Source organism: Bradyrhizobium sp. P2_E8 (assembly GCF_056403875.1).
Genome location: NZ_JBFUES010000183.1, coordinates 1 through 9,645 on the forward strand (window position 1 = coordinate 1; position 9,645 = coordinate 9,645).

The window sequence follows — 9,645 nt, forward strand, 5'->3', positions numbered from 1 at the left end:
GCCCAGAACAGCGCCGCCGACAGACCGCAGACGACGCCGAGAAGCGCCGGCGCCGCATCGTTCTTCTGAATGAGAGCGTCAGCGCCGCTCGTCCGCTGATCCATCAGCAAGCCTTATGTCAGCGCGCTCATCCGCTCAACCCACGCGGTTGCAGGTCTGGCACGCGGCGGAGCGCGGAAGGCGATATCGATGTTCGAAAACATCCTGTGCATGGGCTGCGCGATGATGCGCCCGATTTGCCGCGACCCGACCATGTGATCCGTGTGATCGAGCGCGACCGCGGTGGCTCGGACTCGGTCATCCCGCAAGCCTTTCGCCCGCACAGACTTGCGCTATCATCCGACCATGCTGAGCTTTGCGACCTGCAACGCCGCGCGCCTGCGCCGCTTCAACGCCGCGTTCGCCGAACGCTACGGCCGCTCGCCGTCAAGTTTGCGCACGGTGCGCGAGCGGAGACTCTCGTAGCCCGGCTATCAGAAAAACCCGGGGCTGAGATCGAGGCCATAGGTCAGGCTCAGCACGAACACGAACAACGCGGCGGCCGCGAACAGCGCAAGATGCCTGATGATGAACGCACGCGGCGAGGTGCTGGCAACAACGACTTTTTGCGCAACGGGCATAAACGGCCTCCAGTATGATTCCAGAATTGGCCGCTCAATATGCGGCGCGCGCATCAGGCGCCGCGATCTCCGAAACAAGTATTAAGGAGATCACATGCGTCTTGAACGGCCGTACACAACGAAGCCATCGCGCGATTCTTTTGTCGCGCCCGCTTCTCGATCCGCGCACGGGCGACGAAATCGCGCGGTTCCCGCAGGCAAAGAAAAAACCGCGCTCCTGTCGGGAACGCGGTTCCAATGTGATGCTGAGAATTCCGAACCCGACGGTTGCGAATTCATGCAGGCGACAGCGGCACGACGCCTGCGCGCCGTGCCAGTCGCATGACGCTTAGCGGGCGCTGCCCGTGGTCACGGTCGCGGCCTTCACTTTGCGCGGCGACAGAACGCTGGCCTGAAGCGCCGTCACGCTGGCGGCGGGCGCCGAGGCCTGCTGCTCGACCTGCGCGGCACCGAGCACGCGAACCTGCAACGGGGAGACTGGGAAACCATTGGCCTCGTAGRCCGGCAACTCGGAGGCGAAGGTGGCAGTCGAGCCCGCAAGAGTGAGGGCGGCGATCGCGATCGACAGAGTCTTCTTGTTCATTGGTGATGCTCCAGAAGGAAGTTTCGGAGCACATCTAAGCCTGATTTGTTGCATTGCGACATGCACTGCTGCATTGCAACAACGCATGCGGCGCATGGCGATATGTTTAATGCGTACAAGGCCTTGGCCGAATCGCCGCCGGCCGCGACATGACGCTTTTATAGGCGGCGCTCAGCCGCCGAGCACGTTGCCCCAGCCGTCGAAAACGTAGGCTTTCCAGGCCACGGTCCCATCGTCGCGCGCCTGGCTGGCACGCCGATAATCATCGGCCTGATCGGCAGTCCAGGTGATGATCCTGTCGGAGAGGAGATCGTGGAGGATGGCGGGCTCGGTGGGGTCGAAGGCGTCCATGGGACGAAGCGAGGAGTGGGTCATAGCCGCACCAACGCGCAAGCCGCTGCAAAGTTGCAGCGAGGCGTCGGGCAAAACACCGCATCCAGGGGGATGCGACGAATGCGCCGATCCCTCGCACAGATGCGCCGACCCGGCCCTGTCAGAGGCGCGATCATCACGGAACGCGGGCCGGAGGATAACTTACTTCAGCGCGGTCGCCAGCGATTGCAGCTTCGCAACGAGATTGGTGCCGAGCGCGTAGATGACCTCGATGATCGCAAGCGCGATCCCCGCTGCGATCAGGCCGTATTCGATCGCGGTGGCGCCGGATTCATCGGCGGCAAAGTCGGCCAACAGGCATTTCAATTTCACAACTCGTGTCCTTCCCAACGCTACCGGACGGTACCGGTGCGAGAGAAATGCCAGACCGCAATCCAAGATTGAGTAAATGCAACCGGGCAAATTCGACGACAATAAACGCAGCATTTGCAGGCCTTTTCCTTCTCCGAGGCCCGACGGAATCATGACGGAACCCGCGTTGCAACTTCGCAACACCTGCCTGAAAAGCCCATTTTCGGCCATTTGCGCCATTGCGCCGCCACACCATCCTCCGAACAATCGACGCGCTGCGTGCCTTTCTGTGCAAGACTGTTCGACAAGACGTGTTCGAACAGAACCGTTTGGAGGCAGGGATCATGAACGATCGGCGGTCTCTTCTGGTGGCAGTCGCGTGCCCCTCGGCCGTCATGGCCGGCTGGCTGGCGCTTTCCTTGTCCGCCTATGCCCCTGCCCTCATCGAGAACAGCGGCGCCAATGCAGCCACCGTCTCGCGCGCGAAGGATCTCGGCCGCCTCGACCTCGCCGACGTTCCGCGCGCTGCGACCATCGAAGATGGCATCGCCCTGACCGCCGACATCGCGGCCGCGGTGGCTCAGGCCCCCGAGCCGGCAAGCGCTGAAGCAGCAGCGCCCGAGGTGCCCACTCCCGTCATCAAGCTCGCCTCGGCCGATCCCGCGCTGATCTTGCCGAGCGAACCGCCTGCGCCGCAGATCCTGCCCGAGCCGGCGCCCGTCGTCAGCGAGGCCGCACCGGTGCAGGAGCCCGTCAAGCTCGCATCCGCCGATCCCACCGAGATCGTGACGACGGACGCGCTGTCGCCCGCGGCGATCGCGACCGGGCCGGCCGCAACCGAGAGCAAGGCATCACCGTCCGCCGACACCGTCGCGGTGCTCGACGAATGCTTCGTGATGGACGCCTGCATCGACCGCTATCTCTGGGCGCTCTACCAGCGCACGCCTAAGGAGGACTCGATCAAGGTCGAGGAACGCCGCGCCGTCACCGTCAAGCGCAGGGGCAAGATGGTCACGGTGATGCGCAGCTTCGCGAAGCTGGTCGACGAGGATTTCGGCTGGAAGGATCCGAAGGCGGCCGAGCACGCCCGCATGTCGATGATGGATTACGTCATCGGCGGCATGGACAAGAGCTTCAAGCGGAAGCTGTTCCGCACGCTGCTCGCGGCGGAAGCCGCCGGCCTGTCGCCGGGCATCACCAGCGCGTTCCGCGACGACTATCGCCAGTCGATCGCGAGCGGCCTGAAGGCCGCCTCCGACCGCTCCTATCACGGCGGCAGCACGCGCGGCGGCTACGGTCACGGCATGGCCGCCGACATCGTCTCGACCGCCGGCAACAACCGCGCGCAACGCTGGGTCTCAACCGAGATCCTGTGGAAATGGGTCGATGCCAACGGCAAGGCGCTCGGCATCGGCAGGCCCTATCTCGGCCGCGATCCGCCGCATGTCGGCCCGATCGACGGCGCGGAATATGTCTCGAAGCGCGGCACGGCGGACCGCAGGGAAGCCGCCAACGCCAGGCCGAAGAAGACGCGGGCCGTGGCCAGCGCCAGGTCGCCAAAGGCACAGGCCGCGCGCGAGCAGAAGGGCAAGCCGCAGAAGTCGGCGCAATCGGCCGGCAAGCGCGCGACCTGAACCGTTACGGCTTCCGCGTCGGCAGGGGCACGAGGCGCATCTCTGCGGATCCCGCCTCCTGCGTACGCACCAGCACGGCAAAGATGGTCTCGACCGCGAGCCGCACCGCAGCCTCCATCGCCTTGCCCTTGGCCAGATGCGCCGCGATCAGGCCGGTGAGGAGATCGCCGGTGCCATAGGGGCGGATTGGCAGGCGCGGTGTCGCAAAGCGCGACAATTGCCCGTCGGCGCAGAGGATCGTCTCCACCTGCCCGTCAGGCGTATCCGTGAGCGTGCAGCCGGTGGCGACGACGTCGATGCGGCCGGTCCCCGCCAGCGCCGCGCACGCCGCGCGCAAATCCTGCGCGTCCGCGATCGTGATGCCGGAGAGCAGCTCGAGCTCGAACTGGTTCGGCGTGGTCAGGTTCGCGGCCGGCAGCAGGCGGTGCCGCAGCACGTCCAGAATGCCGTCGGCGACATAGACGCGGCCGTCGTCCCCGATCACGGGATCGCAGAGATAGACGAGCCTCGAATTGCGGTTCAAGGCGCGCTCGACGAAATCGGCGACGACAGCGGCGTTGCCGGGCGAGCCGAGATAGCCGGTGACGAGCACCGCGGCCTCGTCGACGAGATCGCGCTCCTCCACGCCCCGCAGAAGATCGGCGACGAGCTCGGTCTCCAGCACGCGCCCGCGCAGGCTCGGATAGCGCGGATGGTTCGACAGCAGTGTCGTCGGCACCGCCGCAACGTTCACGCCCTCCGCCTGCATGGCATAGGCCGCCGCGCTGTTGCCGACATGGCCGTGGACCACCTGGCTTTGAATGGAGATGACGAGCATGCAGAGGTCCGTAAGGTCAATTGTTGCGCGACGCAAGCGTAGCTGGCGTAGCCCGGATGGAGCGAAGCGTAATCCGGGAATCGTGCCGCAAGCTCAAGTCCCGGATTTCGCTTCGCTCCATCCGGGCTGCAGGATTTCATACCCAAGCCCCGGCCGCAGCGCCTGCATCTTCCGCGCCAGCCGGCGGTGGCCGCTCTCCGCCGACCGCGCCAGGTAGCCGGCGACCGCGACATGGTCCGCATCGCTCTTGTGCTGGTTGAGCTTCGCCTGCCCCTCGATTTGGTCGACCACGAGATCGATGACGCGGATCGCAGCCAGCATGCTCTCGCGCTTGTCCGGCTCCATCTGCGCGAGATCCCAGGGCTGCTTCGGCAGCCGCGCCTCGGCGACCGCGAGCAGCGCATCGCCGTGCCCGCGGTTCTCGTCGAGCCCGCGCAGACGTGCCACACCCGACAGGTGCACCGCCTCGTAGAGCCAGGTCGAGACGTTGTCTTGCGAGGCGTACCAGTCGTTGGAGATGTAGGCATCGTCGCCGGTAACGATCAGCAGGAAGCGCCTGGTGCCGTCCGCAAGCGGCACCAGTGGATTCCTGGCCGCGAGATGGATCTGCACGATGGCTTGCCCGTCGCGCCGGTCCAGCACGAACGGTACGTGCGAGGCGCGCGGGCCGCGCTCGTCCGCCGCCACGATCACGCCGAAGCCGCGTTGCCTCGCGAATTCCAGCGCATGCTGCTCCTCGATGCGGAACTGGGGACGGAGGACATGCATGGCGCGGCGCTCGATGGCTGGATGAGGATGGCGCGAGGCTATCCCATGATCCGGCCAAATCCGAAACGATATTGGGCCGCAAGCGTGGATGTCAGGAATGATCTCGGCGTCGTGAGAGCTCGCCGAGATAGGCGCAAAACATGTCGGCGAGCCCGTCGGCATGGCGCACGATCTCCGCCTCGCTGCGAGGTGCCTCCGAGAAGTGCTTGCCGACCTCGCTCAGCGTCGTCCTGATCAGCTCCCCGGCGAGTTCGCGCGTCGCCTCCGAGGCTTTTGGTAATGCCTCTTGCATGAAGGCCGCGACGATGCCCTTGCCGGCGGCCCGCGCATCGTGTGCCTCGGGCGCATCGCGATAGAGCGGCGCGGCGTCGCTGAGCGCCGTGCGGATCGCCGCCTCCTCGCACTCGGAACGAATGAAAGCCTGGACCAGCGCGCGCAGCCGCGCCGGTGGCGGTTTCGCCCGGTCGGCAAGGATGCCGCGCAGCAGTTCGCTCGTGCGTTGCCACTCGTCGCTCTGGAGGCGGAACAGGATTGCCGCCTTGTTCGGAAAATACTGATAGAGCGATCCGACGCTCACCCCGGCCCGCTCGGCCACCCGCGCTGTCGTGAAACGCTGCGCGCCCTCCTTTGCCAAAACCTGAACGGCGGCATCCAAAATAGCCGCGACCAGCTCGTTGGAGCGGGCCTGTTGCGGCTGTTTTCGCGAGGAAACTGAACGACTTCGACGATCGGCCATGATGCGCTCGGGGTAATGCGAATAGGAAATGCGACGAATTAGTCGTATTTCAGTTCACACGCAAGCCCGCGCATTGCCGCGAACTCTGGAGACACCAAATGACTACCCCGACAATCACGTCGCTGGCGCCGCTGCTGGATCGCCTGTTCGACCAGGACGAAGCAGCACGCAGCGCAACGCGAGCCGCGTTCGCTCATCTCACCGACGCCGACCGGGCGCGAATGATGCGGAGCAAGACCGATTACGCCGACCTCTACGGACGCCTGAAGGACGTCCCGCTCGCGGTCTCCCGCGAGACCGGCGCGCTGCTCTACATGCTGGCGCGCAGCTCCCGCGCCAGAACGATCGTCGAGTTCGGCACCTCGTTCGGCATCTCGACCCTGCACCTTGCCGCAGGCCTGCGCGACAATGGTGGCGGGCGCCTCATCACCAGCGAGTTCGAGCCGTCCAAGGCGGCGCGGGCGCGCGACAACCTCTCGGCCGGCGGGCTGCTCGATCTCGTCGAAATCCGCGAAGGGGATGCGCTGAAGACGCTCAGCGCCGATCTGCCTGATACGATCGACCTCGTGCTGCTCGACGGCGCCAAGGCGCTCTACCCTGAGATCCTGGAGCTGGTCGAAGGCCATCTCAAGCCGGGCGCGATCATCGTGGCCGACAACGCCGACGACAGCCCCGACTATCTGGCGCGCGTGCGCATGCCCGGCAGCGGCTACATGTCCACGGCCTTTGCCGAGGACGTCGAGCTCTCCGTACGGATCAACTGACGCCACATCGAGCTGCCACGATCCCATGGAGCCGTCGCACGATTCATCGCGCGGCGGCTTCGCTTTGTCGGCGACAGATCGCGGAACATCAGGTCCTCAGCCCGTGTCGCAGCCTCGTCACTCACATGTGATAGCTGCTGCTGGCAAGAGCCGTCTCCCACGTGCTAAACATACCTACCGCGCGGTATCTTTCTTGCGCACCACGCCCGAGCCTGCCATGACCTCCGCCTTCAATGCCTACATCGCGCTTGCCCTTGCCATCGTCTTCGAGGTCATCGCGTCCGCCTTCCTGCAGCAGTCGGCGCAGTTCACGCGGCCGTGGCCGACGCTGGCCATGGTGCTGTTCTATGTCGCCTCGTTCTACGCGCTGTCGGTCGCGATCCGGGTGATCCCCCTGAGCATCGCCTATGCGATCTGGGGCGGGGTCGGCATCATCCTGACCGCCACGGTCTCGTTCGTGCTGTTCCGCCAGATGCTGGACGCCGCGGCCTTCGTCGGCATCGCGCTGATCGTGTCCGGCGTCGTCGTCATCAACCTGTTCTCGGAGACGACGGTGCACTGATGCCGGCCAGCGCCTATAGCCGCGCCAAGCAGCCCGAGCAGGTGCGGCGCGCCCTGCTCGACCACGCTGCGGCCATTGCCATGGACCATGGCGTCTCCGGCATCACGGTGCAGGCGGTGGCGGCGGCAGCCGGCGTCACCAAAGGCGGCCTGTTTCATCACTTCGGCAGCAAGCAGGCGTTGATCGAGGGCCTGTTCGCGGATCTGCTCGCCCGCGTCGATGCCGAGATCGACGCCGCAATCGACGCTGATCCCAAACCGCGCGGCAGCTTTACGCGCGCCTATGTCAATGCGGTGTTCACCGGCAAGGCGTTCGGCTTCACCACGCCCTGGGCAGCACTGAGCATGGTCGTCGTCACCGATCCGTCACTGCGCCGGCTCTGGAACGACTGGATGAAGGCACGCCTGAAGCGGCATCGCGCAACCGACGGCACGCCCGAGCTCCATGTCGTGCGCCTCGCCGCCGACGGCGCCTGGCTGTCCTATGTCACGACGGGACAGACGCGCATGAATGCCGAGCTGCGCGCCGTGCATGGCCGGCTGATCGCGCAGACCTATCGGCGCGAATAGCGCCCTTGTCGCGCTGACTACTGGCTTGTCGCCGGCCTTGGCGGACGTGGCGCCGACCGGGATGATTTTGCGCCGGGCTTGGCCGCGGCCCGCGGCGGCGGCGCATCGACCGACACCAGATACGCGGCGAGCGACTTGGCGGAGTCGGAACTGGTCGCGTAATGGTCCTTCAGGAACCAGGACAGCGTCAGGCTGAAGCGCCCCTTGGCAAGACCGCGCGGGCTCCGATGGCAGGTCGCGCAACCATCGGCAAACAGCTTTTCGGGCGACTTGCCGGCATCGAGATTTTGCGCGAACGCGACCGTCGCCGTCAGTGCGACGGCGGCTGAAAGAGTCATCAGGAGCGCGATCAGCTCGCGCCCCGGTCGAAAGTGCGAAGTCAATTGTCGTCCCCTAGCCCCGTCCTGCGGTCACGCCGCCAGCAATTGATCGAATTCGGGCGGCGCGTAGGCCTTGCCGTCCTGGTCGGTGATGACGACCCGCCATCCCTCGCTCGCCCACACCCTTGCCTTCGCCACGATGAGCAACCGGCTCTCGCGGGCGAAACTGTACTTCTCATTGTCGCGTTCTGCGACCATTTTGTAGGCCAATACGCATCCCCTCGCGTTGCCCCCGCACCCGCTCCCCTCGTGGCAGCGGGCTTTGGCGGCAATTCGCCGAGAGCGTGGCAATTTGGTGCCATCCGCAGGCAGCATCGCACCGGCGCACCCGCAGCCGGGTGACCGGGATCGAGCGCGCCGCACTGGTAGCAGGGGCCCGGCCCGTCACATCAGCAACGGAACCGATCGCGCCCTGCCCGAGCTCCGCTAATGGACGCGGATGATGTGCGGACGGCCGAGATCGATCAGCCCTTGCACCGCCGACAGGCGATCGTCCAGGGCCGCAATCGTGAGCAGCAGATTGTTGCGCCGTTCGTCGAGAGCACCCATCTCGGCGCCGGACAGTTTGGCGTTCGCCCGCTGCTTGCGGATGCCATCGAGCGATTCACGCAGTGTGGCGATCAAGCCGGTCAACTGCTTGACCTCTTTTGTCATCGACCGCTTCGCGACATTTTGGCGGCGCGTCTCCGCCTGGTTCTGTCTCATCGTCATCCTCCCGTGCCCCGCTGCCCCGAGTGGATGCTTACAGCTTTGGATAGACATATTACGATCGATGAAATCTGCCCGCGAAGAACCTTTTTAAATTGTACGCGCATGGAACCCGGGCCGCTCCGAAAAGAAAGCCCGGCACGAGGGCCGGGCTTTCACAACGATGTTAGCGCTTCTCGTGACCGCCGCCGGGACCACTGGCCGGCGCGCCGCCACGCGGAGCAGCGGTGATGTGCTGAGCACCGCCGCCCGGATGCGGCGTCGCAGGTGCTGCCGCGCGCGGCGCCGGCATCTGCGCATGGGCATTCATCGGCGAGCCGTGGCTGACATTCGGCTGCGCCACATGCGGCGTCGCGGGCCGGGCCGCAGGCGCGGCCGACACGCGCGGAGCTTCATGCGCACGCGCCATCGGCTGAGTACGCGCCGTCGGCTGCGCATGCGTTGGCTGCGCATGCGTTGCGGCGCGGCTCGCCGCATGCTCGTGCACCATGCGCGCCTGCGCATCGCGCGGGTTGCGGTTCTGCTGCACGCTCGTCCGCGCGTTCACCAGGCGATCGCTTCGTCCGGCGCGAGTCCGATCCGCAGCAACCGCAGCCTCGCGCCTTGCGATCGCAGCGTCGCGCTTTGCGATGGCCGCATCATGCCGTGCCGTCGTCGCATCACGGCCGGAGATCGCGGGAGCGGCCTTTGCGTTCGCGCCGCCGCGTCCCAGTGCGACCGCCGCGTCGCGCGTCGCGGCACGGCCGATACGCGCCGCGCGCGGATCGATCGTCATCCGCGTCGCGAAGCGCTCGTGCGAGGTCCAGTAATTATTCCAGTA

The 9,645-nt window shown here is 65.9% G+C and carries 15 protein-coding genes and 1 pseudogene; 5 read left to right on the plus strand and 11 right to left on the minus strand.

Translation table 11 applies throughout. The features are described from left to right. Positions 1-327 precede the first annotated feature (327 nt). Positions 328-465 carry a hypothetical protein gene (locus tag AC1D00_RS12895; protein WP_477010932.1) on the plus strand — a complete coding sequence of 46 codons (138 nt, stop codon included), beginning with the start codon at positions 328-330 and terminating at the stop codon, positions 463-465. Positions 466-473: 8 nt separating this feature from the next. Here the strand turns inward: AC1D00_RS12895 and AC1D00_RS12900 are convergent, their stop codons facing one another. The 4 genes from AC1D00_RS12900 to AC1D00_RS12915 all read right to left on the minus strand — a co-directional run bounded on the left by AC1D00_RS12900 (position 474) and on the right by AC1D00_RS12915 (position 1,902). Continuing rightward, entirely contained in the window at positions 474-620 is a 147-nt protein-coding gene (locus AC1D00_RS12900) for a hypothetical protein (RefSeq protein ID WP_167770595.1), read from the minus strand. Between the two features lie 328 nt (positions 621-948). Further along, positions 949-1,203 (minus strand): hypothetical protein, encoded by a 255-nt coding sequence (locus tag AC1D00_RS12905; RefSeq protein WP_477010933.1) that lies wholly within the window; start codon positions 1,201-1,203, stop codon positions 949-951. 171 nt (positions 1,204-1,374) lie between these two features. Then, positions 1,375-1,578: a hypothetical protein gene (locus tag AC1D00_RS12910; RefSeq protein ID WP_027542545.1), complete on the minus strand. Its 204-nt coding sequence runs from the start codon at positions 1,576-1,578 to the stop codon at positions 1,375-1,377. Between the two features lie 159 nt (positions 1,579-1,737). Then, positions 1,738-1,902 (minus strand): Flp family type IVb pilin, encoded by a 165-nt coding sequence (locus AC1D00_RS12915; RefSeq protein WP_404559034.1) that lies wholly within the window; start codon positions 1,900-1,902, stop codon positions 1,738-1,740. A gap of 329 nt (positions 1,903-2,231) precedes the next feature. Here AC1D00_RS12915 and AC1D00_RS12920 point away from each other — a divergent pair, with 329 nt between their 5' ends. Then, positions 2,232-3,521 carry a hypothetical protein gene (locus AC1D00_RS12920; protein ID WP_477010934.1) on the plus strand — a complete coding sequence of 430 codons (1,290 nt, stop codon included), beginning with the start codon at positions 2,232-2,234 and terminating at the stop codon, positions 3,519-3,521. Between the two features lie 4 nt (positions 3,522-3,525). Here the strand turns inward: AC1D00_RS12920 and pdxY are convergent, their stop codons facing one another. From pdxY to AC1D00_RS12935, 3 genes are all read right to left on the minus strand, one after another. Continuing rightward, a complete protein-coding gene (pdxY, locus tag AC1D00_RS12925) occupies positions 3,526-4,338 on the minus strand; it encodes a pyridoxal kinase (RefSeq protein WP_271570932.1) in 813 nt (270 codons plus the stop codon). Between the two features lie 93 nt (positions 4,339-4,431). After that, the gene (locus AC1D00_RS12930) at positions 4,432-5,106 is read right to left on the minus strand and encodes an FMN-binding negative transcriptional regulator (protein ID WP_477010935.1); all 675 of its coding nucleotides are present in this window, start codon (positions 5,104-5,106) and stop codon (positions 4,432-4,434) included. Between the two features lie 91 nt (positions 5,107-5,197). Next, the gene (locus AC1D00_RS12935) at positions 5,198-5,842 is read right to left on the minus strand and encodes a TetR/AcrR family transcriptional regulator (RefSeq protein ID WP_477010936.1); all 645 of its coding nucleotides are present in this window, start codon (positions 5,840-5,842) and stop codon (positions 5,198-5,200) included. A 98-nt stretch (positions 5,843-5,940) separates the two neighbouring features. On the opposite strand from AC1D00_RS12935, the gene AC1D00_RS12940 reads away from it, so the two are divergent. The 3 genes from AC1D00_RS12940 (at position 5,941) to AC1D00_RS12950 (ending at position 7,737) form a co-directional block, all read left to right on the plus strand. Further along, entirely contained in the window at positions 5,941-6,606 is a 666-nt protein-coding gene (locus AC1D00_RS12940) for an O-methyltransferase (RefSeq protein ID WP_135173532.1), read from the plus strand. A 217-nt stretch (positions 6,607-6,823) separates the two neighbouring features. Further along, positions 6,824-7,168, plus strand: coding sequence for a DMT family transporter (locus tag AC1D00_RS12945; protein WP_027542538.1), 345 nt, complete (start codon positions 6,824-6,826; stop codon positions 7,166-7,168). Continuing rightward, on the plus strand, positions 7,168-7,737 hold the full coding sequence (locus AC1D00_RS12950) for a TetR/AcrR family transcriptional regulator (protein WP_477010937.1): 570 nt from the start codon (positions 7,168-7,170) through the stop codon (positions 7,735-7,737). Before AC1D00_RS12945 ends, AC1D00_RS12950 begins: the two co-directional genes overlap by 1 nt. A 17-nt stretch (positions 7,738-7,754) precedes the next feature. Here the strand turns inward: AC1D00_RS12950 and AC1D00_RS12955 are convergent, their stop codons facing one another. The 4 genes and pseudogenes from AC1D00_RS12955 to AC1D00_RS12970 form a co-directional block, all read right to left on the minus strand. After that, the gene (locus AC1D00_RS12955) at positions 7,755-8,075 is read right to left on the minus strand and encodes a hypothetical protein (protein WP_477010938.1); all 321 of its coding nucleotides are present in this window, start codon (positions 8,073-8,075) and stop codon (positions 7,755-7,757) included. 72 nt (positions 8,076-8,147) lie between these two features. After that, positions 8,148-8,327, minus strand: coding sequence for a hypothetical protein (locus AC1D00_RS12960; protein WP_027542535.1), 180 nt, complete (start codon positions 8,325-8,327; stop codon positions 8,148-8,150). A 216-nt stretch (positions 8,328-8,543) separates the two neighbouring features. Continuing rightward, positions 8,544-8,822 carry a hypothetical protein gene (locus tag AC1D00_RS12965; RefSeq protein ID WP_167770594.1) on the minus strand — a complete coding sequence of 93 codons (279 nt, stop codon included), beginning with the start codon at positions 8,820-8,822 and terminating at the stop codon, positions 8,544-8,546. Between the two features lie 169 nt (positions 8,823-8,991). Continuing rightward, positions 8,992-9,645: pseudogene (locus AC1D00_RS12970) on the minus strand (SH3 domain-containing protein); the annotation flags it as partial.

Excerpts from the sequence above, each read along its gene's own strand:
- AC1D00_RS12900 (WP_167770595.1), bottom strand. The coding sequence starts at position 620 with ATGCCCGTTGCGCAAAAAGTCGTTGTTGCCAGCACCTCGCCGCGTGCG.
- AC1D00_RS12910 (WP_027542545.1), bottom strand. The coding sequence starts at position 1,578 with ATGACCCACTCCTCGCTTCGTCCCATGGACGCCTTCGACCCCACCGAG.
- AC1D00_RS12920 (WP_477010934.1), top strand. The coding sequence starts at position 2,232 with ATGAACGATCGGCGGTCTCTTCTGGTGGCAGTCGCGTGCCCCTCGGCC.
- pdxY (WP_271570932.1), bottom strand. The coding sequence starts at position 4,338 with ATGCTCGTCATCTCCATTCAAAGCCAGGTGGTCCACGGCCATGTCGGC.
- AC1D00_RS12930 (WP_477010935.1), bottom strand. The coding sequence starts at position 5,106 with ATGCATGTCCTCCGTCCCCAGTTCCGCATCGAGGAGCAGCATGCGCTG.
- AC1D00_RS12935 (WP_477010936.1), bottom strand. The coding sequence starts at position 5,842 with ATGGCCGATCGTCGAAGTCGTTCAGTTTCCTCGCGAAAACAGCCGCAA.
- AC1D00_RS12940 (WP_135173532.1), top strand. The coding sequence starts at position 5,941 with ATGACTACCCCGACAATCACGTCGCTGGCGCCGCTGCTGGATCGCCTG.
- AC1D00_RS12945 (WP_027542538.1), top strand. The coding sequence starts at position 6,824 with ATGACCTCCGCCTTCAATGCCTACATCGCGCTTGCCCTTGCCATCGTC.
- AC1D00_RS12950 (WP_477010937.1), top strand. The coding sequence starts at position 7,168 with ATGCCGGCCAGCGCCTATAGCCGCGCCAAGCAGCCCGAGCAGGTGCGG.
- AC1D00_RS12955 (WP_477010938.1), bottom strand. The coding sequence starts at position 8,075 with ATGACTCTTTCAGCCGCCGTCGCACTGACGGCGACGGTCGCGTTCGCG.
- AC1D00_RS12965 (WP_167770594.1), bottom strand. The coding sequence starts at position 8,822 with ATGAGACAGAACCAGGCGGAGACGCGCCGCCAAAATGTCGCGAAGCGG.